General features: G+C 72.5%; 21 protein-coding genes. 12 read left to right on the top strand and 9 right to left on the bottom strand.

Annotated elements, in window-relative coordinates; translation table 11 throughout:
• Positions 1-98: 98 nt before the first annotated feature.
• The gene (locus BX286_RS23690) at positions 99-2,189 is read left to right on the top strand and encodes an ATP-binding SpoIIE family protein phosphatase (protein WP_107438303.1); all 2,091 of its coding nucleotides are present in this window, start codon (positions 99-101) and stop codon (positions 2,187-2,189) included.
• 79 nt (positions 2,190-2,268) lie between these two features.
• Here BX286_RS23690 and BX286_RS23685 read toward each other — a convergent pair whose 3' ends face one another.
• Positions 2,269-4,572, bottom strand: a complete 2,304-nt coding sequence (locus BX286_RS23685; RefSeq protein WP_079429564.1) for a transglycosylase domain-containing protein — start codon at positions 4,570-4,572, stop codon at positions 2,269-2,271.
• Positions 4,573-4,815: 243 nt separating this feature from the next.
• Here BX286_RS23685 and BX286_RS23680 point away from each other — a divergent pair, with 243 nt between their 5' ends.
• The 5 genes from BX286_RS23680 (at position 4,816) to BX286_RS23660 (ending at position 9,696) form a co-directional block, all read left to right on the top strand.
• A complete protein-coding gene (locus BX286_RS23680; protein ID WP_079429563.1) occupies positions 4,816-5,730 on the top strand; it encodes an SPFH domain-containing protein in 915 nt (304 codons plus the stop codon).
• Positions 5,727-5,984, top strand: coding sequence for a hypothetical protein (locus BX286_RS23675; RefSeq protein WP_079429562.1), 258 nt, complete (start codon positions 5,727-5,729; stop codon positions 5,982-5,984). Before BX286_RS23680 ends, BX286_RS23675 begins: the two co-directional genes overlap by 4 nt.
• Before the next feature lie 150 nt (positions 5,985-6,134).
• Complete coding sequence (locus tag BX286_RS23670) at positions 6,135-6,659, top strand: PadR family transcriptional regulator (RefSeq protein ID WP_079429561.1); 525 nt, start codon at positions 6,135-6,137, stop codon at positions 6,657-6,659.
• Positions 6,656-7,345 carry an ABC transporter ATP-binding protein gene (locus tag BX286_RS23665; RefSeq protein WP_079429560.1) on the top strand — a complete coding sequence of 230 codons (690 nt, stop codon included), beginning with the start codon at positions 6,656-6,658 and terminating at the stop codon, positions 7,343-7,345. Before BX286_RS23670 ends, BX286_RS23665 begins: the two co-directional genes overlap by 4 nt.
• Positions 7,342-9,696, top strand: a complete 2,355-nt coding sequence (locus BX286_RS23660) for an ABC transporter permease (RefSeq protein ID WP_121016257.1) — start codon at positions 7,342-7,344, stop codon at positions 9,694-9,696. Before BX286_RS23665 ends, BX286_RS23660 begins: the two co-directional genes overlap by 4 nt.
• 36 nt (positions 9,697-9,732) lie before the next feature.
• Here BX286_RS23660 and BX286_RS23655 read toward each other — a convergent pair whose 3' ends face one another.
• The gene (locus BX286_RS23655) at positions 9,733-10,680 is read right to left on the bottom strand and encodes a hydrogen peroxide-inducible genes activator (protein WP_079429558.1); all 948 of its coding nucleotides are present in this window, start codon (positions 10,678-10,680) and stop codon (positions 9,733-9,735) included.
• A gap of 135 nt (positions 10,681-10,815) precedes the next feature.
• Between BX286_RS23655 and BX286_RS23650 the strand changes: the two genes are divergently transcribed.
• Together BX286_RS23650 and BX286_RS23645 are read left to right on the top strand one after the other, a co-directional pair.
• Positions 10,816-11,370, top strand: a complete 555-nt coding sequence (locus tag BX286_RS23650) for a peroxiredoxin (RefSeq protein WP_079429557.1) — start codon at positions 10,816-10,818, stop codon at positions 11,368-11,370.
• A gap of 3 nt (positions 11,371-11,373) precedes the next feature.
• On the top strand, positions 11,374-11,913 hold the full coding sequence (locus tag BX286_RS23645) for an alkyl hydroperoxide reductase (protein ID WP_079429556.1): 540 nt from the start codon (positions 11,374-11,376) through the stop codon (positions 11,911-11,913).
• A gap of 90 nt (positions 11,914-12,003) precedes the next feature.
• Here BX286_RS23645 and BX286_RS23640 read toward each other — a convergent pair whose 3' ends face one another.
• The 5 genes from BX286_RS23640 to BX286_RS23620 all read right to left on the bottom strand — a co-directional run bounded on the left by BX286_RS23640 (position 12,004) and on the right by BX286_RS23620 (position 17,730).
• Positions 12,004-12,690 carry a hypothetical protein gene (locus BX286_RS23640; RefSeq protein WP_079429555.1) on the bottom strand — a complete coding sequence of 229 codons (687 nt, stop codon included), beginning with the start codon at positions 12,688-12,690 and terminating at the stop codon, positions 12,004-12,006.
• A complete protein-coding gene (locus BX286_RS23635; RefSeq protein ID WP_079429554.1) occupies positions 12,687-14,015 on the bottom strand; it encodes an AI-2E family transporter in 1,329 nt (442 codons plus the stop codon). Before BX286_RS23635 ends, BX286_RS23640 begins: the two co-directional genes overlap by 4 nt.
• A 119-nt stretch (positions 14,016-14,134) precedes the next feature.
• Positions 14,135-14,857 (bottom strand): transglycosylase SLT domain-containing protein, encoded by a 723-nt coding sequence (locus tag BX286_RS23630; RefSeq protein WP_079429553.1) that lies wholly within the window; start codon positions 14,855-14,857, stop codon positions 14,135-14,137.
• Between the two features lie 408 nt (positions 14,858-15,265).
• Positions 15,266-16,582, bottom strand: a complete 1,317-nt coding sequence (locus tag BX286_RS23625) for a PhoH family protein (protein ID WP_079429552.1) — start codon at positions 16,580-16,582, stop codon at positions 15,266-15,268.
• A gap of 386 nt (positions 16,583-16,968) precedes the next feature.
• Positions 16,969-17,730: an isoprenyl transferase gene (locus BX286_RS23620; RefSeq protein ID WP_079429551.1), complete on the bottom strand. Its 762-nt coding sequence runs from the start codon at positions 17,728-17,730 to the stop codon at positions 16,969-16,971.
• 129 nt (positions 17,731-17,859) lie between these two features.
• On the opposite strand from BX286_RS23620, the gene mgrA reads away from it, so the two are divergent.
• The gene (gene mgrA / locus BX286_RS23615; protein WP_079429550.1) at positions 17,860-18,897 is read left to right on the top strand and encodes an L-glyceraldehyde 3-phosphate reductase; all 1,038 of its coding nucleotides are present in this window, start codon (positions 17,860-17,862) and stop codon (positions 18,895-18,897) included.
• Between the two features lie 131 nt (positions 18,898-19,028).
• On the opposite strand, the gene BX286_RS23610 is transcribed toward mgrA, so the two are convergent.
• The gene (locus BX286_RS23610) at positions 19,029-19,823 is read right to left on the bottom strand and encodes an A24 family peptidase (protein WP_079429549.1); all 795 of its coding nucleotides are present in this window, start codon (positions 19,821-19,823) and stop codon (positions 19,029-19,031) included.
• 177 nt (positions 19,824-20,000) lie between these two features.
• On the opposite strand from BX286_RS23610, the gene BX286_RS23605 reads away from it, so the two are divergent.
• From BX286_RS23605 to BX286_RS23595, 3 genes are all read left to right on the top strand, one after another.
• Positions 20,001-20,345 (top strand): DUF192 domain-containing protein, encoded by a 345-nt coding sequence (locus tag BX286_RS23605; RefSeq protein ID WP_121016256.1) that lies wholly within the window; start codon positions 20,001-20,003, stop codon positions 20,343-20,345.
• 116 nt (positions 20,346-20,461) lie between these two features.
• Positions 20,462-22,006 (top strand): IS1182 family transposase, encoded by a 1,545-nt coding sequence (locus BX286_RS23600; protein WP_079423731.1) that lies wholly within the window; start codon positions 20,462-20,464, stop codon positions 22,004-22,006.
• Between the two features lie 291 nt (positions 22,007-22,297).
• Positions 22,298-22,915: an SMI1/KNR4 family protein gene (locus tag BX286_RS23595; RefSeq protein ID WP_079429547.1), complete on the top strand. Its 618-nt coding sequence runs from the start codon at positions 22,298-22,300 to the stop codon at positions 22,913-22,915.
• On the opposite strand, the gene BX286_RS23590 is transcribed toward BX286_RS23595, so the two are convergent.
• A complete protein-coding gene (locus BX286_RS23590) occupies positions 22,912-23,913 on the bottom strand; it encodes a beta-propeller fold lactonase family protein (protein WP_121016254.1) in 1,002 nt (333 codons plus the stop codon). The two genes, BX286_RS23595 and BX286_RS23590, sit on opposite strands and share 4 nt — an antisense overlap.
• Between the last annotated feature and the right edge of the window lie 75 nt (positions 23,914-23,988).

Here is a 23,988-nt window from a genome sequence, read left to right as displayed (position 1 = left end):
ACCCGGGGGTGGTGGTGCCCCCGCCGCTGAGCGGGTATACCGCGACTGACCGAGTTGAGTGCAGCGCACATCGAGCGCAAACGGACGGAATTCCACGCGTGACGGAGTACCCCACCTCCCAGGAGGGCCCGCAGCCCACCGTCGCCCCCGGCGGAGGTACGGACGAGCTCGGCCACGGCAAGGCCCCCATCGCGGCCGCCGAGGCCGTACGCACGCATGCCGATTTCCCGCGCCCGCGCGGCACCGCCGTCGACGGCTCCTCCGGCCACGGCCCGGCGGACTCCGGCGCCGGGGCCGCGCGGACCCGTGACGGCGAGGCCGCCCGCAACGCGGGCCGGGACGAGGAGGCCGCCGGGGCGGCGGCCGGGGCGCGGGCGGTACCGGGCGCGGGCGGCCCGGGCACCGGTTCCGCCGAGGCCGGCGTGGCCCGGCGCGAGGGCGACCGGCTGCGGTTCGTCGGCGCCGCCACGCGCCGGATCGCCCGGGGCATCGACCTCGACGAGATCGTCCTCGGCCTGTGCCGGGCGACCGTGCCGACCTTCTCCGACGCGATCCTCGTCTACCTGCGCGACCCGCTGCCCGTCGGCGACGAGCGGCCCGCCGGCCCGGTCGTTTTAAGGCTGCGCCGCACCGACCGGCTCCGGCCGATCGACGACCTGGCCCTGGCCGACGGCGGCGAGGCCGCCGGAGCCGCGGGGGGCGCCGGCGAACTCGACTTCAGCCAGCTGCCGCTGGTCGGCCCGCAGGGCGACCTGCCCGCGGCGGAGCTGTGCGAGATCCGGCCCGGCGGGGCCCTCGCCGAGGTGCTGCGCGGGGTGCGGCCCGTGTTCGGGTCGGCCCCCGGCGCCCGGGACGCGCTGCCCGAGCTGCTGGGCGCCGACCATCCGGTGCCGCGCGGGCAGCGGGCCATCCTGGCCCCGCTGCGCGGCCGCCGCCGGGTGATCGGCGCGGCGGTGTTCCTGCGCACCCCGGACCGGGACGCGTTCGAGACGAACGACCTGCTCGTGGCGGCCCAGCTGGCGACGCACACCGCGCTCGGCATCGACAAAGCCGTGCTCTACGGGCGCGAGGCCTACATCGCCGACGAGCTCCAGCGCACGATGCTGCCCGACGGCCTGCCGCAGCCCACCGGGGTCCGGCTGGCCTCGCGCTACCTGCCCGCCGCCGAGACGGCCCGGGTGGGCGGCGACTGGTACGACGCCATACCGCTGCCCGGCAGCCGGGTCGCGCTGGTCGTCGGCGACGTCATGGGCCACTCCATGACCTCCGCGGCGATCATGGGCCAGCTGCGCACCACCGCGCAGACCCTGGCCCAGCTGGACCTGCCCCCGGCCGAGGTGCTGCACCACCTGGACGAGCAGGCCCAGCGGCTGGGCTCCGACCGGATGGCCACCTGCCTGTACGCGGTCTACGACCCCGTCTCGCACCGGATCACCATCGCCAACGCCGGCCACCCGCCGCCGGTCCTGCTGCACCTGGGCGGCCGCGCCGAGGTGCTGCGCGTCCCGCCGGGCGCCCCCATCGGGGTCGGCGGGGTGGACTTCGAGGCCGTGGAGCTGGACGCCCCCGCCGGGGCCACGCTGCTGCTGTACACCGACGGGCTGGTGGAGTCCCGGCTGCGGGACGTGTGGACGGGCATCGACCAGCTGCGCGAACGGCTCGCCACCACCGCGCAGCTGACCGGGCTGGACCACTCGCCGCCGCTGGAGGCCCTCTGCGACGACGTGCTGGACATGCTCGGCCCGGGCGACCGGGACGACGACATCGCCCTGCTCGCGGCCCGCTTCGAGGGGATCGCGCCCAGCGACGTGGCGTACTGGTTCCTGGACCCGGAGGAGACCGCCCCGGGCCGGGCCCGCCGGTTCGCCCGGCGCGCCCTGGCCCGCTGGGGGCTGGAGGAGCTGAGCGATTCGCTGGAGCTGCTGGTCAGCGAGGTGGTCACGAACGCCGTCCGGTACGCCGAACGGCCCGTGACCCTGCGCCTGCTGCGTACGGACGTGCTGCGCTGCGAGGTCGGCGACGACTCCCCGCAGCTGCCGCGCCAGCGCCGGGCGCGGGAGACCGACGAGGGCGGGCGCGGCCTGTTCCTGGTCAACCGCCTGGCGCGGCGCTGGGGCGCGACCCGGCTGAGCAGCGGCAAGGTGGTCTGGTTCGAGCTGGCGCTGCCGCCGGCGCACGAGCGCCGCTGAAGCGGCCCGCGACAGAACACCGCCGCCCCGCAGCGTTCTCGCTGCGGGGCGGCGGTGTTCTGTGACGAGGGCCTGCGGCCTACTGCTGGGGTGCGTCCGGGAACAGGGGCGGCGGCGTCGGCTTCTTCGTCGGCGGCTGCGGGTCGCCCGTCGGGGGCGTCGGGTTCTTCGTCGGCGGGGTCGGGTTCTTCGTCGGCGGGCTCGGGTCCGGCTTGCCGGTGCCGCTGCCCGAGGGGTCCGGGCTGCCCGTCGGGTGGGTGCCGGAGCTGGACGGGGACGGGTTGGCGGTGCCGGAGGGGCCGCTGGAGGGGACCGCGGTACGGGTCGGGCCGACCGGGGTGCCCATGTTGGCGTCCGACAGGTCGAACTCGCCGGTGCTGACGCCCTTGAGCGCGGCCGTGGTGTAGGCCTGCCAGATCTGGGCGGGGAAGCTGGAACCGCCGGCGCGGCCCTTGCCGGCCGTACCGGTCAGGGTGACCTGCTTGTGCGAGTTGGGGTCCTCGCCGAACATCGCGACGACGGTGACGAGCTCCGGGGTGTAGCCGGTGAACCAGGCGGCCACGTTGGACTCGGTGGTGCCGGTCTTGCCCGCGGCCTGGTAGGCGTCGGACCGCACGGCCTTGCCGGAGCCGTCCTGGACCACGCCGGTCAGGACCTTGGTGACGGTGTCGGCGGTCTCGCGCTTGATGACCTGGCCGCCGATGGGGCTGACCGGCTTGTACTCGGCGTCCACGTGCTCGGCGCTCTTGACGATGGTCGGGGTGACCTTCTTGCCGTGGTTGCCGAAGGTGGCGTAGACCCCGGCCATCTCCACGGTGTTGGCGCTCATCGTGCCCAGCGACATGGCCGGCTTGTCGGCGGGCCAGCCCTCGCGGTCCTTCATGCCGAGGGCGAGCGCGGTCTTCTTCACGACCTCCGGCTTGGCGTCCACGAACATCTGGGCGTACACGGAGTTCACGGAGGAGTTGGTGGCCTCCTGGACCGTGAGCATCGGGTCGCCGTAGTTGATGTCGTCCTGGTTCTGCGGGGCGAAGGGGGTGTCGCTGCCGACCACGGGGCGCTTGCTGGTGCCGTCGTAGAGGGTGTTGGGGGTGATCGGACGGCCGTCCTGGGTCTTGGCCCCGGTGTCCAGGGCGGTGGCCAGCACGACCGGCTTGAAGGTGGAGCCCGGCTGGTAGTCGGTGCGCAGGGCGTTGCTCGCCGACTTCTCGGCCAGACCCACGCCGCCGTACATGGCGACGATGTGGCCGGTCTTGGCGTCCACGGAGGTGGCGCCGGCCTGGACGTTCTGGTCGACCGGGCGTTCCTTGACGTCCTTGCGGTCGAGCTTGGACTCCAGCTCGTCCTGGACGGCCTTCTCCAGCGCCGCCTGCTTCTTCTTGTCGATGTTGAGGGTGATCGTCCAGCCGCCGGCCTCGATGTCGGCTTCCTTGATGCCCTGGCGGCTCAGCTCCGCCTTGGCGGCCTGGATGAGGTAGCCCTTCTGGCCGTCCATGCCGGGGCGCGGCTTGGGCTTGATGGGCTCGGGCAGGTGCAGGGTGTCGCGCTTGGCCTTGTCCAGCTTGCCCATCTCGACCATGTTGTCGAGGACGGCGTTGAAGCGGATGTTGACCAGCCGCCGGCCGTTGGGGCCCGCGGTCGCGAGGTCGTACTGGCTGGGGGCCTGGATGACGGCGGCCAGGTAGGCGCCCTGCTCCAGGGTGAGCTTGTCGGAGTCGACGCCGTAGTAGGCCTGGGCGGCGGCCTGGATGCCGTAGGCGCCGCGGCCGTAGAAGTTGGTGTTGAGGTAGCCGACGAGGATGTCGTCCTTCTCCATGCGCTGGTCGACCTTGAGGGAGATCACCATTTCGCGGAGCTTGCGGGTGGCCGACTGGTCCTGCGTCAGGTAGTAGTTCTTGACGTACTGCTGGGTGATCGTCGAGCCGCCGGCCGTGCCCTTGCCGCGCAGGGTGTTGAACGCGCCGCGGGCGATGCCGATGAAGTCGACGCCGCGGTCCTTGTAGAAGGTCTTGTTCTCGATCGCGATGAAGGCCGTGCGCACGTCCTCGGGGATCTTGTCGATCGAGACGATCTCGCGGTTCATGTCACCGGTGCGGGTCATGACCGACCCGTCGGCCCACTTGAACGTGTTGCTCTGCAGGACCGCCGTCTTGTTCGGGTCGGTCGGCTCGTCCACGGAGAAGTAGAGGGCGAAGGCTCCGGCTATGAGGAGCAGGATCCCGCCGAGGAAGGTCCCGAGGATGGTCTTCCAGGTGAAGAAACGGCGTATGCCGCCGCGCTTCTTCTTCCCGGTGGGTTTGCCCGCGCGCCCGGCGGCACGCCCGGCCGGCGCCTTCCGCCCACCGCGCTGCTGCTGCGCCCGTCGCGCATCTGCTCGGCCCATCGCTCCCGCTCCGCTCGATTACCCCCCCGACGTCAGCTCAGAAAACTAACACCGCAGGCTGTGACAAAGGTTGGCTAACCCTGACCAATACCGGTCAATTCGGACGTGAGAATCAGCACCCACTCCGATGGAACCGACGCTCACGATGCCGGATGGGTTGCGGTCATCGCAAAAAGTGATATCACTTTGCTAGGCGTTCCAGTCGACCGGGACCGGACGCGACGGACCAAACGGGGGTATTCCATGACAGCCTCAGCGACGGGCGAACGACCGGCCGACGTAAGGGAGTTCGCCGCGCACAGCGTCGGCGGCGGGCTCGCCCTCCTGCTCGGGCTCGTGGGGGCGGTGGCCGGCGCCGCCCTGATCGGCCTCGGCGCGACGGTGGCCGCGACGGCGACGAAGGCGGCCCTGATCCCCCTCGGCATCCTGGTGGTGCTGGTCTCGGCGCTGGCCATGAGCGGGCTGAACACGGTGGCCCCGGGCGAGGCCCGCGTGGTCCAGCTGTTCGGCCGCTACCGGGGGACGATCCGTACGGACGGGCTGCGCTGGGTCAACCCGCTGACCTCGCGGGAGAAGATCTCCACCCGGGTCCGCAACCACGAGACGGCCGTCCTGAAGGTCAACGACGCCTACGGCAACCCCATCGAGCTGGCGGCGGTCGTGGTGTGGCGGGTGGCCGACACCGCGCGGGCCGTCTTCGAGGTCGAGGACTTCACGGAGTTCGTCGAGACGCAGACCGAGGCCGCCGTCCGGCACATCGCCATCGAGTACCCCTACGACTCGCACGAGGAGGGCGGGCTCTCGCTGCGCGGCAACGCCGAGGAGATCACCGAGAAGCTCGCGGCCGAGCTGGCGACCCGGGTCGACGCGGCGGGCGTGGAGATCATCGAGTCCCGCTTCACCCACCTCGCGTACGCTCCGGAGATCGCCTCCGCGATGCTCCAGCGCCAGCAGGCCGGTGCGGTCGTGGCGGCCCGCAAGCAGATCGTCGAGGGCGCGGTGGGCATGGTGGAGCTCGCGCTGACCCGGCTGGCCGAGGAGGAGATCGTGGACCTGGACCCCGAGCGGAAGGCCTCGATGGTCTCCAACCTGATGGTGGTCCTGTGCGGCGACCGCGCGGCCACCCCGGTCATCAACACGGGCACCCTGTACCAGTGACGTCCAGGGGCGCCCAGGACCCGTCCGAGCCCAAGCCCGCCCGGGCCGGACGGGAGCCGCGCAAGCAGGTGCTGCTCCGGCTCGACCCGCAGGTCTACGACGCCCTCGCGCGGTGGGCCGGCGAGGAGCTGCGCAGCGCCAACGCGCAGATCGAGTTCCTGCTGCGCCGGGCCCTGTCGGAGGCCGGCAGGCTCCCCGGCGGCGCCGCCCCGATCCCGCCCCGCGGCCGCCCCCGCACCGGCCGCGACGGCTGACCGCCGCTCCCCGGCACCCCCGGCCCTCCGCCCGGGCGCGACCACCGCGCCCGGGCGTTCCTCCCTGCCCGCCGGCGCCACCCGCCGCGGGAAAATCCGCCGACCGCCTTCTATACACCGTGCGTATACACCCCGTGTATAGTCGCCGCCATGTCCATCGGCCACACCCTGCTCGGCCTCCTGGAGGCCGGCCCGCGCCACGGCTACGACCTCAAGCGCGCCTTCGACGAGAACTTCGGCCACGACCGGCCGCTCGCCTACGGGCAGGTCTACTCGACCATGTCCCGCCTGCTGAAGAACGGCCTCGTCGAGGTCGACGGGATCGAGAGCGGCGGCGGCCCCGACCGCAAGCGCTACGCCATCACCGACGCCGGGATCACCGACGTCGCGCAGTGGCTCTCCCAGCCGGAGAAGCCGGAGCCCTACCTCCACTCCACCCTCTACACGAAGGTGGTCCTCGCGCTGCTCACCGGCCGCAGCGCGAACGGTCTGCTCGACACCCAGCGCGCCGAACACCTGCGCCTGATGCGCATCCTGACCCAGCGCAAGCGCAAGGGCGACCTCGCCGACCAGCTGGTCTGCGACCACGCCCTGTTCCACCTGGAGGCCGACCTGCGCTGGCTCGAACTCACCTCCGCCCGCCTGGACCAGCTCGCCCGGGAGGTGCGCCGATGACGGCCCCCGCCGGCTCCCTCCTCGTCGCCACCGGCCTGCACAAGGCCTACGGCACCACCAGGGCCCTCGACGGCGCCGAGTTCTCCATCCACCCCGGCGAGGTCGTCGCCGTCATGGGCCCCTCCGGCTCCGGCAAGTCCACGCTCCTGCACTGCCTCGCCGGGATCGTCGCGCCCGACTCCGGCAGCGTCACCTACGACGGCCGCGAGCTCACCGCCCTGGGCGACGCCGAGCGCAGCGCCCTGCGGCGCAGCCAGTTCGGCTTCGTCTTCCAGTTCGGTCAGCTCGTCCCCGAGCTGACCTGCGTGGAGAACGTCGCGCTGCCGCTGCGCCTGGCCGGGGTCAGGCGCAAGGAGGCCGAGGCCACCGCCCTGGGCTGGATGGAGCGGCTCCAGGTCGAGGACACCGGCGCCAAGCGCCCCGGCGAGGTCAGCGGCGGCCAGGGCCAGCGCGTGGCCGTGGCCCGCGCGCTGGTCACCCGGCCCCGGGTGGTCTTCGCGGACGAGCCCACCGGCGCCCTGGACTCCCTCAACGGCGAACTCGTGATGCAGCTGCTCACCGAGGCCGCCCGGGCGGCGAGCGCCGCCGTCGTCCTGGTCACCCACGAGACCCGGGTGGCCGCCTACTCCGACCGGGAGATCGTCGTGCGTGACGGCCGCACCCGGGACATGGAGCGCGCCCTATGAGCACGCTCCGGGCCTGGGCCCGGGACCTGGCCCTCGGGGCACGCTTCGCCTTCGGCGGCGGACGCCAGGGGTGGACCCGCACCCTGCTCACCGGTGTCGGCGTCGGCCTCGGCGTCGCACTGCTGCTGATCAGCACGGCGGTACCGGGGGCGCTGACCGCCCGGCACGAACGCGAGGACGCCCGTTCCCTGCTGGGCGCCACCGAGGCCGCCGCGCCCGGCCGGGACACGCTGCTGATCGCCCGCATCGACCAGACCTACCGCCACCTGAAGATCGGCGGCCGGGTGCTGCGCGCGGAAGGCCCCGACGCGCCAGTGCCGCCGGGGCTTCAGAGCGTCCCGAAGGCCGGCGAGATGGTGGTCTCCCCCGCCCTGAAGCAGCTGCTGGCCTCCCCGGAAGGGGCGGGGCTGCGCGAGCGCCTGGGCGCCGAGATCACCGGGACCGTCGCCGACCGCGGCCTGACCGGCCCGGCCGAACTCCTCTTCTACCTGGGCGACTCCACCCTGCCGGCCATCGGACCGGGTGAGCACCGGATCCAGCGGATCACCGCCTTCGCGGGCGAACCGGAGCCGCGCGGCCTCGACCCGGTGCTGATGCTGCTGGTCGTCCTGGCCTTCGTCGCACTGCTGACACCCGTCGCCGTCTTCGTCGCCGCCGCCGTCCGCTTCGGCGGGGAGCGGCGCGACCAGCGGCTCGCCGCGCTGCGCCTGGTGGGCGCCGACAGCCGTACGGTGCGCCGCATCGCGGCCTGCGAGGCCCTGTCGGGAGCGCTGACCGGGCTGGTGCTGGGTGCGGGCTTCTTCCTCGTCGGCCGCGCCCTGGCGGAGTCCCTCTCCTTCCGGCAGCGCAGCGTCTTCCCGCACGACCTGGACCCCTCGCCGTGGCTGGCCCTGCTGGTGGCGCTGGCGGTGCCGGCGGCGGCCGTGGCCGTCACCGTGTTCGCCCTGCGGCGGGTGGTCATCGAGCCGCTGGGCGTCGCCCGGACGGCCGCGCCGCGCCGGCGCCGCGTGTGGTGGCGGCTGCTGCTGCCGCTCGCCGGGCTGGGTCTGCTCGTGCCGCTGGGCGGACAGGACGACGAGCACCGCGACTTCAACCGCTGGCAGGTCGGCGGTGGGGTGGTGCTGTTGCTGGTCGCCGTCACCGTGCTGCTGCCGTGGCTGCTGGAGCGGACCGTCGGACGGCTCTCGGGCGGACCGGCCTCCTGGCAGCTGGCCGTCCGGCGGCTCCAGGTCGACAGCGGCGGCGCCGCCCGCATGGTCAACGGGATCGCGGTCGCGGTGGCCGGGGCCATCGCCCTCCAGATGGTCTTCACCGGCGTCGAGGAGGACTACGAGCGGCCCACCGGCCAGGACCCCGGCCGCGCGACCGTGTCGGTCCTGATGCACATGGGCACGGAGTCCCGCGTCGACGCCCTCGCCGGGGAACTCGCCGCGGCGCCGGGGGTCGTCAGGGCCGTCGCACTGACCGACGTCCAGGCGGCGCGGGCCATCCCGGCCGACGGTCAGAGCGTACGGGTCACCGTCGGCACCTGCGAGGCCCTGCGGGAGGTCGCCGAGCTCGGGGACTGCGCCGAGGGCGACGCCTTCGCCCTCTCCGGCGGCGGGATCTCCCCCACCGGGGAGCCGCTCACCCCCGCACCCGGGGAGCGGCTGTACGCCGGCAACATCACGAGCTACGGCATGCGGGAACTGGCCGCCGAGAAACCCGTCGAGTGGACCGTGCCCGCGGGCGCCCGTACGGTGCGCCCCGTCGTGGACCCGTTCGGGGCCCTGCGGGACGGGCTGCTGGTCACCCCGTCGGCCGCGCCGAAGAACCTGGGCAGCTGGCCGGGCGCCCACGTCTTCGTGCAGGCCGACGAGTCCCGGCCCGACGCCCTCGACGCGATCCGCACGGCGGTGTTCAAGGCGGAGCCGTTCGCCACGGTGACGCCCCTGCGCAAGACCTCCGAGAACTCCTCGTACACGACGATCCGGACCGGGCTGTTCTTCGGCGCGGCGGGCCTGCTCGTGGTCATCGGCACGAGCCTGCTGGTGGCGCAGCTGGAGCAACTGCGCGAGCGCCGGAGGCTGCTGGCCGCCCTGGTGGCCTTCGGCACGCCGCGCCGGACCCTGGGCCTGTCCGTGCTGTGGCAGACGGCGCTGCCGATCGGGCTCGGGCTGTCACTGGCGACCGGCGCGGGCCTCGCCCTGGGGTCCACCCTGCTGTGGGTCACCGGCCGGCCGGTGCGGGTCGACTGGGCCTCCGTCCTGGCCCTGGCCGGAGCCGGGGCGGGCGTGGTCGCGGCGGTCACCCTGCTGAGCCTGCCGCCCCTGCTGCGCCTGATGCGCCCGGACGGCCTGCGGACGGAGTGACCCCCGGGCCCCCTGCGCCCGTTCCCGGAAGGCCCCTCAGTCGGTGGGCCACACCGGGAGCGGGCGCACCGCTTCGCGCAGGGCGCCCGCGATGGCCCGGAACTCCTCCTGCCGGGCGGTCCCGGTCCGCATGGCCAGGGCGATCCGCCGCGAGGGGGCCGGCTCGGCGAAGTAGCCGGTGGCCAGGGCCTCGTTGCGGGCCGTCTCCAGCCGCAGCGCGGTGCGCGGCAGCAGGGTCACCCCGAGGCCGCCGGCGACCAGCTGGACCAGCGTGGACAGTCCGGCGGCGGTGGTGGTGACGTCCGCGCCGGCGGTGCGTCCGGCCTCACGGCAGATGTCCAGGGCCTGGTCGCGCAGGCAGTGCCCCTCGTCCAGCAGCAGCAGTTGCAGGCCCCGCAGTTCCTCGCGCGGGATGTCCCGGCGCCCGGCCAGCGGGTGGTCGCGGGGGGCGAGCAGTACGAAGTCCTCGTCGAAGAGGGGGAGTTCGCACACGCCGGGTACGCCCAGCGGTACCGCGAGCAGCAGCAGGTCCAGCCGTCCGGCGGCCAGCCCCTCCAGCAGGGAGGCCGTCTGCTCCTCGTGGACCTGGAGGTCCATCCGGGGGTAGCGCCGGTGGAAGAGCCCGAGCACGGTCGGCAGCAGGTACGGGGCGACGGTGGGGATCACCCCGAGCCTCAGCACCCCGGTGAACGGGGCCCGTACGGCCTCGGCCTCCTCCAGCAGCCCGCCCAGCGCGTCGAGCACGCCCCGCGCCCGGACCGCGATCCGCTCGCCCGCCGGGGAGAGCAGCACCTTGCGGGTGGTGCGTTCCAGCAGCTGCACCCCGAGGGCCTCCTCCAGCGCGGAGACGGCCCCGGAGAGCGCGGGCTGGCTCATGCCGATCGCCGCGGCGGCGTCCCGGAAGTGCAGGTGCTCGGCGACCGCCGCGAAGGCGCGCAGCTGCGCCAGCGTCGGTTGCTTCTGTCCTCTACTACTCACAGCCACTGATAGGTACCTCCGATCACCCACAACAAGACTAGCTATTTCCCTAATCAATGCAGCTGTGCCAGCATGTGAGATCAGTCCAACCCCCTCGGAAAGCCCCCAAAAGGGTCACTTTCCATTCCGCAAGGAGAGTTCGTGCTCACTGTCGGTGACAAGTTCCCCAGCTACGACCTGACCGCCTGCGTCTCGCTCGAAGCCGGCAAGGAGTTCGCGCAGATCGACCAGAAGACCTACGAGGGCAAGTGGCGCGTCGTCTTCTTCTGGCCTGCTGACTTCACCTTCGTGTGCCCCACCGAGATCGCCGCGTTCGGCAAGCTGAACGACGAGTTCCTCGACCGCGACGCCCAGATCCTCGGCGTCTCCGGCGACTCCGAGTACGTCCACCACGCCTGGCGCAAGGACCACGCCGACCTGCGCGACCTGCCCTTCCCGATGCTGGCCGACTCCAAGCACGAGCTGATGCAGGCCTGCGGCATCCAGGGCGAGGACGGCTTCGCCCAGCGCGCCGTCTTCATCGTGGACCCGAACAACGAGATCCAGTTCTCGATGGTGACCGCCGGTTCCGTGGGCCGTAACCCCAAGGAGGTCCTGCGGGTCCTCGACGCCCTGCAGACCGACGAGCTGTGCCCCTGCAACTGGAACAAGGGCGAGGACACCCTGAACGCCGGCGCCCTGCTGGCCGGTGAGTGACGGATGTCCCTCGACTCCCTCAAGTCCGCCATACCGGACTTCGCCAAGGACCTGAAGCTGAACCTCGGTTCGGTCATCGGCAACCAGGACACCCTCACCCAGCAGCAGCTGTGGGGCACCGTCCTGTCCTGCGCGATCGCCGCCCGCTCCCCGCGCGTCCTGCGTGAGCTGGAGCCCGAGGCCAAGGCCGCGCTGTCCCCGGAGGCGTACAACGCCGCCAAGTCCGCCGCGGCGGTCATGGCGATGAACAACGTCTTCTACCGGACCCGGCACCTGCTCTCCGACCCGGAGTACGGCACGCTGCGCGCGGGCCTGCGGATGAACGTCATCGGCAACCCGGGCGTGGAGAAGGTGGACTTCGAGCTCTGGTCGCTCGCGGTCTCCGCCATCAACGGCTGCGGCCAGTGCCTGGACTCGCACGAGCAGGTCCTGCGCAAGGCGGGCGTGGACCGCGAGACGGTCCAGGAGGCCTTCAAGATCGCCTCGGTGATCCAGGCCGTCGCCGTCACCCTCGACGCCGAAGCGGCCCTGGCCGCCGAGTAGCCGGCGGTCGCAGCCTCACCCGTACGAGTGGACCTCGTACTCCCCCGCGCCCCGCGGCCCTTGCGGCCGCGGGGCGCGGCGCGTTCCCGGCTACTGCCGCAGCCGGGCCAGCAGGCCGCGGACGTCCTCGACCATCGCCGCCTTGACCGCGTCCTCGTCGACCTTGTCCCCGGCGTCGGCGGCGCCCCTGGTCCACCAGGCGACGGTGAGGGTGACCACCGTCCCGCCGTCGAGCACCTGGAGCCGGGGCGACTGCGCTGCACCGGAGAAGAACGCCCGCTCGCCCAGCCCGGACACCTGCTCGGTCGCCAGGGGCATCGCGTACAGCGCCAGTTCCGGGACCACGCCGAACTCCGGCCCCGGGTCGGTCTTCTTGTGCAGCTCGACCATGAGCTGGGCGTTGGACATGAAGGGCTGGCCCTCCTTGCTCCCGTCTGCGAAGCAGCTCGACCAGTCCAGGGCGGGGGTCTCCCCGTGCTTCGGCACACCGCCGCCCAGGCCGCCGAGGACCGCCCCGACGGCCTTCAGCGGGGTCTCCGCGCACAGTTGCTCGCTGTGCCGGTAGCGGATCGGCGGCCCGCTCTCGCCGTAACGTTCCTGCACGACCAGGCCCCCCGCGAACACCGCGCAGGCCACGAGCGCCCCGCCCAGCGCCCAGCGCCAGTGCGCCGCCCGTAAGGCCCGGTCGGGCCCCGCCGCGGCGGCGGCGCCGTCGGCGGCGGAGTGCTCGGGCTGCTGTGAGGACCACTCGCCCTCGATCTCGGGCTCGCTGATCATCCCCGGCCCTCCCGCTCGGCGGCCTGTACGGCGGTGGCCCCGTGCGGCGCGGGCCCGGTCGGGGAGGGGGGTGCCAGGCGCCGCTCGCGCGAGTAGGCGCGCAGGTAGACGACCACGGTGTTGGTGACGGCGACCAGCGGCACGGCGACGACCGCGCCGCCGATGCCGGCGATCATCCCGCCGGCGGCGACCGACAGCACCACCGCGAGCGGGTGCACCCGTACGGCCCGGCCCAGGATGAAGGGCTGGAGCACGTGCCCCTCGATCTGCTGGACGGCCAGCACGACCAGCAGCACCATCAGGGCGGCGAACGGCCCCTGGGTCACCAGGGCCACGACCACCGCCAGGGCGCCGGACACCACCGCGCCGACGAGCGGGATGAAGGCGAAGAGGAAGATGAACACGGCGAGCGGGACCGCCATCGGCACCTTGAGGAAGTAGATGCCGAGGCCGATGAACACGGCGTCGATCAGGGCGACCAGCACCGTGCCGCGCACGTACGCGGTCAGGGTGCGCCAGGCGCGCGGGCCGGCTCCGGCGACGCCGGGGCGGGCGGCGGACGGGACCAGGCCGAGGACCCAGCTCCAGATCTTCTGGCCGTCGTAGAGCAGGAACAGCGTCGAGAACATCGCGAGCAGCATGCCCGTCAGCACCTCGACGAGCACCGTCACGCCCTGCAGGCCGGCGGAGGTGATCTGCTCGGTGTTGGTGCCGATGGTCTCGCTGAGGTTCTTCGCGATGTCGTTGATCTGCTTCTCGGTCACGTGGAACGGACTGTCCAGTGCCCAGCTCTTGAGCTCGTTGATGCCCTCGCGCAGCCGGTTGGAGAGGTCGTCGAGGTTCTCCATGACCTGCCAGACCACGAACCAGCCGACCAGCCCGATGACGACGAAACCGAGGATCGCGGTGACGGCCGTGGCCAGGCCCCGCGGCAGCCCGATCCGGCGCAGCCGGACCACGAACGGCTGGAGCAGCGCGGTGACGAGGAGGGCGGCGGCGAAGGCGAGGACGACCAGACGCACCTCGCTGATCACCTTCATCAGCACCCAGACCATCCCGGCGAGCAGCAGCAGCCGCCAGCTGGCCTCGGCGGCGACGCGCACCCCCCAGGGGATGACGGCCACCGGGTCGGGCCGGACGGGCGGCGGGGGTTCCTCGGGGCCGGCCGGGGCCGGCGCCCCGGGGGCGGCCGCGGCCGGGAGGGGCAGCGGCTCCACGTCGGCCTCGGCCTCCGCCTCGACCTCGGCCCTCCGCTCGTCCAGGCGCGCCTCCATCCGGCTCAGCCCTCTGCCGAGCCGGCCGAGCCAGCCCGTCATCTTCGCCATGTCGTTCCCTTCCCCCGCCCCGCGGTCACGCCTCGCACGACCGTACACGCGAGGAACCCCACACCGTAGGACGGTGTGGGGTTCCCCCGGGTTGTGCGCGGGCGGTGTCCGCCGGGCCTCTAGTACCAGCCGTTGGCCTGGTGGAAGCTCCAGGCGCTGCACGGGCTGCCGTAGCGCTCGTTCATGTAGCCCAGGCCCCACTTGATCTGGGTGGCCGGGTTGGTGCGCCAGTCCGAACCGGCCGAGGCCATCTTCGAGCCGGGGAGCGCCTGGACCAGGCCGTAGGCGCCCGACGAGGAGTTCACGGCCTGGTAGTTCCAGGTGGATTCCTCGTTGATGATGTTGGAGAAGCACTGGAACTGGCCCGACGGGACCAGCTGCCGGGCGATGTCCTTGACCTGGGCGACCGTGTAGGAGCCCTGGACCGGGAAGTCGCCCGCGTCGCGCGTGGCCGAGCGGCTGGCGATGCCCTCCGCGGCGTCGCGCTCGTCCTTGAGCTTCTTGGCGTCCGCGTCCTTCTTCTCCTGCTCCGCCTTCTGCGCGTCCGCCTTCTTGGACTTGGCGTCCTCGGCGGCCTGGATGCGGGCGGCCTCCTCCGCCGAGCGCTTGGCGTCGGCGTCGGCGGCGTGGGCGATGGCGTCGGCCTGCTGGGCCAGGGACCCGCTCTGGACCTGGGCCTGCTCGCCGACCGGAACGTCAGTGAGGAGAGTCGCTCCGGACGCGGTCGTCTCGAGGTCGTTCGAGGTGGCGGCATCGCCAGTGGCGACGCCGACGACTGCGCCGACGGTGGTGACCGCGGTGGCCGAAGCCACTGCGAACCCCCGGACCGAGATCCGGCTCACACGGTGTCCTTCCAGCAGCGTCCGCAGTGACCGCGCGGGCGCAAGAGTGCCCCTTCGACACTGGACTCCGTGGTGTTCTGGTCACTGGAGACACGGGCCCGAGGACAACTCCCCTGCGGGAGCTGCCGCGTGAAACCGGGCGGCATACGGTCAACGGCTGTGGAGTTGTGGTGCTGCGCGTATCCCCAACAGGAGATACAGGAGTGCCGTATGCGGGGCCTGACGGAAAACAGACTCTGCCGGACCTCGACGCCGCAAGGCAATTCCGCGTTGCGTGTTAAAGGTCACATCAGGCAGGACGCCGCTGTTTTGGTCAAAGCCCTGTGCGGAACGACGCCGTCCGGCTAGGCTCCTGCGCCTTTGCCGGACGGCGTCAACTCGACGTCCCCCTATGGGGGATTTGGGTGATCAGAGCGTTTCGAGCATCTCCGTGACGAGTGCGGCGATCGGGGAGCGCTCGGAGCGGGTGAGCGTGACGTGGGCGAAGAGCGGATGCCCCTTCAGCTTCTCAACGACGGCGACCACTCCGTCGTACCGGCCGACCCGGAGATTGTCCCGCTGGGCCACGTCATGGGTCAGAACCACCCGCGAATTGGCGCCGATACGGGACAGAACGGTCAACAGGACGTTGCGCTCCAGGGACTGGGCCTCGTCCACGATCACGAAGGCGTCGTGCAGCGAGCGGCCGCGGATGTGCGTGAGCGGCAGGACCTCCAGCATCCCGCGGTTCAGTACCTCTTCGATGACCTCGCGCCCGGCGACCGAGGAAAGGGTGTCGAACACCGCCTGGGCCCAGGGGCTCATCTTCTCGGACTGGTCCCCGGGCAGGTAGCCGAGCTCCTGGCCGCCCACCGCGTACAGCGGCCGGAAGACCATCACCTTCTGGTGCTGGCGGCGCTCCAGGACCGCCTCCAGGCCCGCGCACAGCGCCAGCGCCGACTTTCCGGTGCCGGCCCGGCCGCCCATCGAGATGATCCCGATCTCCGGGTCGAGCAGCAGGTCCAGTGCGATGCGCTGCTCGGCGCTGCGGCCGTGCAGCCCGAAGGCGTCGCGGTCGCCCCGCACCAGCCGGACGTTGCCGTCGGCGGTGACCCGGCCCAGGGCCTTGCCGCGCTCGGACTGGAGGATCAGACCGGTGTGCACCGGCAGTTCGGCGGCCTCCGGGACGTAGAGCCGCTCCTCGGAGTAGAGGAGGTCGACCTGCTCCCCGGAGAGCGCGAGTTCGCTCATGCCGGTCCACCCGGCGTCGGTGATGGCCAGCTCCGCCCGGTACTCCTCGGCCAGCAGGCCCACGGAGGACGCCTTGATGCGCAGCGGGAGGTCCTTGGACACGACCGTGACGTCGTAGCCCTCGGCCTGGAGGTTGCGGGCGACCGCGAGGATGCGCGAGTCGTTGTCCCCCAGCCGGAATCCCGCCGGCAGGACGCCGGGATCGGAGTGGTTGAGCTCGACACGCAGGGTCCCGCCCAGATCGCCCAGCGGAATGGGGGCGTCGAGGCGGCCGTGGCGGACCCGGAAGTCGTCGAGCAGGCGCAGGGCCTGACGGGCGAAGTAGCCGAGCTCGGGGTGGTGCCTCTTCGCCTCCAGCTCGGTGATCACCACGATCGGGAGCACGACCTCGTGCTCGTCGAAACGGGTGATCGCGTTGGGGTCTGCCAGCAGGACGCTGGTGTCGAGGACGTAGGTCCGCCTGTCGGACAGGCGGCGCTTAGTGCTGGTCACCACGGAAGGACGTACCCCCTCGGAAGAGGTCGGGCCATGAAGACCGGACCGGTCAACGGCACCTGTGCCAGGGCCGCTTTCCGGCCCTCCAATCCGTCCGTGCGAACCGCACGCTCGTCCTGGTGCAAAGGGCCTCCCGGGCGGACGGCCCGTTGCCGTCCGCTGAGACTCGACACCCGTGGATCGGGCATCGACCTGCAAGGCTTATGCCCTTGAACGGGGCCGCCCATGCCATGGCATATGACGGACGCTCGGTGAAGCCCAGGTGAAGGCTCGACGAAGGGGACGGGCGGGACCGGAGTGGCTCCGAGGGGTTTCGGCCCCCGGGGAATCCTCGGGGGCCGGGGGCCCGGGGGGCAGCCCGGGAGGGGGCGGGGATCCTCCCGGTGTCAGGTCCCGAACCGGCGGTGCCGGGCGGCGTAGTCGCGCAGGGCGCGCAGGAAGTCGACCTTGCGGAAGGCCGGCCAGAAGACCTCGCAGAAGTAGTACTCGGAGTGGGCGCTCTGCCACAGCATGAACCCGGACAGCCGCTGCTCGCCGCTGGTGCGGATCACCAGGTCGGGGTCGGGCTGGCCGCGCGTGTAGAGGTGCTCCGCGATGTGGTCGATGTCGAGGACCTCGGCGAGCTCCTCGAAGGAGGTGCCCTTCTCGGCGTGCTCCAGCAGCAGCGAGCGGACCGCGTCGGCGATCTCCTGGCGGCCGCCGTAGCCGACGGCGACGTTGACCAGTATCCCGCCGATGTCGTGCGTGGCCTGCTCGGCCTCCTTCAGCACGGTCTGCGTCCGGGACGGCAGGATGTCCAGGTTGCCCACGTGGTGGACGCGCCAGCGGCCGTCTTCGGCGAGGCCCTTGACGGTGTTCTCGATGATGTTGAGCAGCGGGAGGAGCTCGCCCTCGGGGCGGTCCAGGTTGTCCGTGGAGAGCATCCACAGCGTGACGACCTCGACGTCCGTCTCGGTGCACCAGCCCAGCAGCTCGGAGATCTTGTCGGCGCCGGCCTGGTGGCCCTGCACCGTCGAACTTCCGGACGCCTTGGCCCAGCGCCTGTTCCCGTCCAGGATGACGCCGATGTGCTTGGGCGACGCGTCATGGTCGAGGCGACCTTCCACCCGGCGTGCGTAGAGCTTGTACACCAGGTCGCGCAGCTTCACGATCTTCCAGCCCCTCCGTGCAATGCCCCCGTACGAATTGCGGTCTCCCCCGAGTCCCCGCCACATTACTGCGCGGCGGGATCGGGTACCCAACTCGGTAGGTCACAAGTCCGTGATAGCAAGGACAACGTGACTGATACCAATCCCTATCGGGCAGACCACTCCCGCTACGATTCCATGCCCTACCGGCGCACGGGCCGCAGCGGTCTCAAGCTCCCCGCCATCTCCCTCGGCCTCTGGCACAACTTCGGCGACGACAAGTCCCTGGAGTCCCAGCGGTCGATCCTGCGCCGCGCGTTCGACCTCGGCGTGACCCACTTCGACCTGGCCAACAACTACGGCCCGCCGCCCGGCTCCGCCGAGCTGAACTTCGGCAAGATCTTCGCCCAGGACTTCGCGCGCCACCGCGAGGAGCTGGTCCTCTCCACGAAGGCCGGCTACCTGATGCACCCCGGCCCGTACGGCGAGTGGGGCAGCCGCAAGTACCTGCTCGGGTCGCTGGACGCCTCGCTGAAGCGGATGGGCGTCGACTACGTCGACATCTTCTACTCGCACCGGTTCGACCCGGAGACCCCGCTGGAGGAGACCATGGGCGCGCTCGCGTCCGCGGTCCAGCAGGGCAAGGCGCTGTACGTCGGCGTCTCCTCGTACACGGCGGAGCAGACCGCCGAGGCCGTGCGGATCCTGCGGGAGATGGGCGTGCGCCCGCTCATCCACCAGCCCTCGTACTCCATGATCAACCGCTGGACGGAGGAGGACGGGCTGCTGGACACCCTGGAGGAGTCCGGCATGGGCTGCATCGCCTTCGCGCCGCTCGCGCAGGGCCTGCTGACCGGCAAGTACCTCCACGGCATCCCGGAGGACTCGCGGGCCGCGGCCGGCAAGTCCCTGAACCCGGCGCTGCTGTCGGAGGACGTGGTGCGGCGGCTGCGCGGCCTGAGCGACATCGCGGCCCGCCGGGGCCAGTCGCTGGCCCAGCTCGCGCTGAACTGGGTGCTGCGGGACGACCGGATGACCTCGGCGCTGATCGGCGCGTCGAGCGTGAAGCAGCTGGAGGAGAACGTGGCCGCGCTGGCCGGGGCTCCGCTGTCTGAGCAGGAGCTGAAGGAGATCGACTCCTTCGCCGTCTCCACCCCCGGCACCAACATCTGGGCCCAGCGCGGCTGACCTGCACTTTTGCCCGCGCGGGAAGGGAAAAGGAAAACGGGCCGGTCCGTGGGGGGGATACGGACCGGCCCGAGGGGGGGGTTCCACCATAACCCTTCGTAAAGCGTCCTGCGTGCATCGGCGCAGAATGATTACGCTCCGAATCCGCCCAGGAGCACTCCGGTGAGGGCTCCGGCGGCCATGAAGGGCCCGAAGGCGAAGCCCGTCTTGCGGGTCGCGCGGCTGGTCAGCAGCGCGGCGAGGCCGTATACGGCCCCGTAGAGCAGCCCGAGGAAGGCCCCGGCGGCCCATACCCCCCACCCGTACCACCCAAGAGCGACCCCCAGGGGGAGCGCGAGCTTGACGTCGCCGAGGCCCATGCCGGCGGGGTTGATCAGGAACAGCAGGAGGTACGCCGCCCCGAGCGCGGCCCCGCCGAGCAGGGCCCCCCGCCAGGTGCCCGCGGCGCGCGGCAGGAGGGCGGCGACGCCGAGCAGGGCGGGGGTGGCGGCGGCGAGGGGCAGGGTGAGCACGTCGGGCAGCCGGTGCACGGCGAGGTCGACCATCCCGAGCACCACGAGGAGCGGCGCCAGCCCGGCGAAGACCGCCGCTTCGGGCCGGACCCCCGTGGCGGCGGCCAGCGCCGCGCAGACGGCCGCGCAGACGGCGGCGGGGGCCCACGGGCCGGCGCCGCCGCGCCGGCGGCCCGGCCCCGGGCCCGCGGGGCCGCCGCCCCGGCCGGCTTCGGCGGGGCCCTCGCAGGCCGGGGCGTGGCGGCCCCGGGGGCAGGGGGTGCGGCCGAGCCATCCGGGGACGGGGTGCCCGTGGGGGCAGTGGGTGCGCCAGGGGGCGCCGGGCTCCACGGACAGGCGGTAGGCGGCGCGGGGGAGCCCGAGGCCGGTGGCTGCGCCGTACGCGGCGGCGAGGATGATCACGACTACGCCCATCCGCCGACGGTAGGCCCCTGCCCCCGGGCGGGGATGGGCCCTGGGACCCCTTCTCGTCACCGCTGCGCGGGGCTCGCCCCTCCCCGCCCTTCCACCGTTCCCAGGGGCTCCGCCCCTGACCCCGCGAGGCTGGGCGTTCGCACCCCGCGCCGGGTCAACGGAATCTAGGGTGGGGCCATGGGCTATCAGGATGGCGCCGGGGTCCTCCGGTTCGGGGACGCCGCGATCCCCCTCGAGATCGCCGCCTCCTACCGCGCCCGGACGAGGGGGCTCCTCGGGCGCGACGGGGTGGAGGGGGCCCTCCTGCTCACCCCCGCCGCCGGCGTGCACACCTTCCGCATGCGCTTCCCCATCGACGTCGCCCACCTCGACCGGCGCCTGCGCGTCATCGCCGTGACCACCATGCCCCCGAACCGCCTCGGCCTCCTGCGCCCCCGCGCCCGCCACGTCCTGGAGGCGGAGGCCGGGGCGATGGCCCGCTGGGGGCTGCGCCCCGGCGCCACAGTCACGCTGGAGCGCTGAAACACCCCCTAGAAGACTGATGAAGATGTTGGGTTCTGGCCCCGCCGCGTCAGCGGTGGGGCCAGACTCGTGTTGTGGTTCAAGGGGAGTGGGTCGGGGAGACGGTCGGACCTGATGTGTGGGCGACGTGCCGGGAGTTGATTCCGGCTGGGAGTGTGTTCGCGTTCCTGGCCGAGCACCGTGGCCGGTTGTTCCCCGCGGCGATGTTCGCGGACATGTATCCGTCGGCGAACGGGCGGCCGTCCATGCCGCCGCAGATTCTGGCCGCGGCGATCACATTGCAGGCCCTGCACGGCATGTCGGACTTCGAGACGGTCCAGGAACTGCGGTGTGACCTGCGGTGGAAGGCCGCGTGCGGGCTGGGACTGCATGACACCGCGTTCGACCCGTCGCTTCTGGCGTACTTCCGGCGCCGGCTGGCCCGCTCCACCAGCCCGAACCGGGCCTTCGAGGCCGTGCGGGAGGTCGTGAAGGCCACCGGTGTCCTCAGGGGCAAGCACCGGCGGGCACTGGACTCCACCGTGCTGGACGACGCGGTCGCCACCCAGGACACCGTCACCCAGATCATCGGCGCCATCCGGGTGGTGATCCGGGAAGTCCCCGGCGGCGCCGAGGCTGCCGCCGCGCAGTGCACCGCCCACGACTACACCGACCCGGGCAAACCCCGCATCACCTGGAACGATGCCCAGGCACGAGCCAACCTGGTCGACGCGCTCGTCGGCGACGCGGTCAGACTGCTCGGGCATCTGCCCGAGCAGGAACTGGGCGAGAAGGCAGCGAACGCGGTCGGCATCCTCGCGCTGGTCGCCGGGCAGGACGTGGAACCGGCCGAGGACTCCGACGGCCGTGACGGCCGCTGGCGCATCACCCAAGGGACCGCCCCGGACCGGATGATCTCCACCGTCGACCCCGAGTCCCGGCACATCCACAAGACCCGCTCCCATCAGCAGGACGGATACAAGGCCCACCTCGCCGTCGAGCCGGAGACCGGGTTATACACCGCCGTCGCCCTGCGGCCCGGGGCCGGGCCAGAGCACCACGAGGCAGCCGTCGGCCTTGAACTGCTGGCCGAGGAGGACACCCCGGTGGACGCCTTCGGTGACACCGCCTACTCCACCGGCGACGCCCGCCAGGCCCTCGAAGAGGCCGGACACCGGCTGTTCCTCAAACCCGCCCCGCTGCGGCCGGCCGTCCCAGACGGCTTCACCCTCGACGACTTCGCCATCGACACCTCGGCCGCCACCGTGACCTGCCCCCAAGGCCACACCGTCGGCCTGTCCGAGCCCGGCGGCCGCCACCACCAGCGCAGGGCCGTCTTCGGGAACGTGTGCACCCGATGCCCGCTGCGTGAGCAGTGCACCAAGGCCAAAGCCGGACGCGTCCTGACCATCCGCCCCCACCACGATCTCCAAGCCGCGGCCCGCCGCCAGGCCGCCACCGACCCCGCCTGGCAGGCCGACTACCGCCGCTGGCGGCCACCAGTCGAACGTGCCGTCGCCTGGCTCGTCCACCACGGCAACCGCCGACTCCGCTACCGGGGCACCATCAGCAACAACGCCTGGCTCCACACCCGAGCAGCCGCCCTCAACCTCCGCCGCCTGATCAACCTCGGACTCACTCACACAGGCGGCACCTGGCACCTCGCACCGGCCATCACATAACCAGAGGGGCCGCCCGGCCTACGGCCGGACGGCCCCTCAACAAGATCTTCATCAGTCTTCTAGGTCGTCTCTTTCGGATCTTGCCGGTTAAGCCCGCGTCGTCCGGTGCCGTGCATCGGCGCGTTGGCGGGGCGCCCTTGTACTGGACGTACTCGGGTGCGCCGCCAAGGCGGCGAGGTGCGGTGCCGGGCGGCGCGGGCCAGGCGAGATCCGGAAGAGAGGGCCTAGGTCACGGCGCGCCCGGGCGGTAGGTTGGGGCGGTTGAGGTGGGGTGTCAGGGGAGCGGCGGGCATGACGGAGAACGCGCGGGTCAAGGCGCTTGAGCAGATCATGCCGGCGACGCACGGCGCCGACGAGGACATCGACTGGCAGGCGGCCGAGGCCGTCTGGGGCACCCGTTTCCCCTCCGACTTCGTCGCCTTCATGGGTCGTTTCGGCGCCGGTTCCATCAACGGCGAGGCCGGGATCCTGCTGCCCCTGCCGAAGCCGGGGCTCCAGTGGGACCCGGCCGAGATGGCCGAGGAGACCGCCAACGCCCGGCAGGCCTGGGAGGCCGGGGGCGGCCGGGCCGCCTTCGACGCGGACCCGGAGTCGATCATCGCCTGGGGGGTCACCGCCGGCGCCGACATCCTGTGCTGGCTCACCACCGACGCCGACCCGGACCGCTGGCCGGTCCTCGTCGTCGGGCGGCACACCGCGGACGCCTTCGCGGTGTACCCGTACGGCATGGCCGAGTTCCTGCTGCGGATGTGCTCCGACGAGTTCGACGTGAGCCCCGTCGGCCTCACCTTCTGGGACGGCGGCCACCTCAGCTTCGTGCACTGGCGCAAGGCCCAGCGCCGCTGGCAGGAGGGCCGCAACCCCGAGACGGGCGAGCCCGACCCGTACGCCGGCGAGTTCGCCGACTAGGGCTTGAGAGGGGACACCGCCACGCCCGTCGGCCCGTCGCCCACCCCCACCGTCCGCGTCACGTGCCCCGTCGAGGTGTCGACGACCGACAGGGTGTCCGAGTCGAAGTTGCTCACGTACACCCGCGAGCCGTCCGGGCGGACGGCCAGGCCGTTGGGGCCTCGGCCCACCGCGACGGTCCCGATGACGGCACGGGCGCGGGTGCTGATCACCGACACGTCGTCCGACCCGATGTCGGCGACGTACACCCGGCGGCCGTCCGGCCGCACCCCGATCCCCGCGGGCTGGTCCCCGACCGGGATGCGGGCCTCTTCCACGCCCCGGCGGACGTCGACCACCGACACGTCGTCCGAGGCCAGGTTGGAGACGTACAGGCTGCGGCCGTCGGGGGTGAGCACCAGGGCGGTCGGGCCGGCGCCGACGCGGATGGTGCCGGTGACCCTTCCGGTGGCGGTCCGGACCACCGAGACGGTGCCGGACGCGGCGTTGGCGACGTAGAGGGTGCGTCCGTCGGGTGTCACGGCCACGCCCAGCGGGGAATCGCCCACGGCGATGGTGTCCGTCACGGCGAGCGTGCGGGCACTGATCACGGAGACGGTGTCCGCCGCGACATCGGCGACGTAGACGCGCCGGCCGTCGGGAGAGACCGTCACCCTGCTCGGTTCGTCCCCGACGGCGACGGTGGCGACGACCGTCCTGGTGCGGGCGTCGACCACCGACACGGTGTCCGCCGCGGAGTTGGTGACGTAGACGCGGGAGCCGTCCGGGCTCACGGCCGCGCTGTCCGGTCCGCGCCCGACCGGAACGGCGTCCATGACCCTGCCGGTGCCGGCGTCGACGACCGACAGCGTGTCGGAGTTGAGGTCGGCGACGTAGACCAGAGCGCGGGCCCCCGGCGGGCCGGCGGACGCGCCGGCCGGGTCCGCCGGTCCCAGCAGTGCCGCCGCCACACAGAGCACGACGGCCGCTCGCCGCCCTGCGTCCCGATGTCCCGTCACGCGGCCACGCTAGGGCCGCAGGGCGGAAAACCCGCGTCAGGCTCGCGCCCGGGACACCCGGACGGCAGAAGCCCG

This window comes from Streptomyces sp. 3211.6 (genome assembly GCF_003634815.1).
GTDB classification, from domain to species: domain Bacteria; phylum Actinomycetota; class Actinomycetes; order Streptomycetales; family Streptomycetaceae; genus Streptomyces; species Streptomyces katrae_A.
This window is presented reverse-complemented; position numbering and strand designations above follow the sequence as displayed.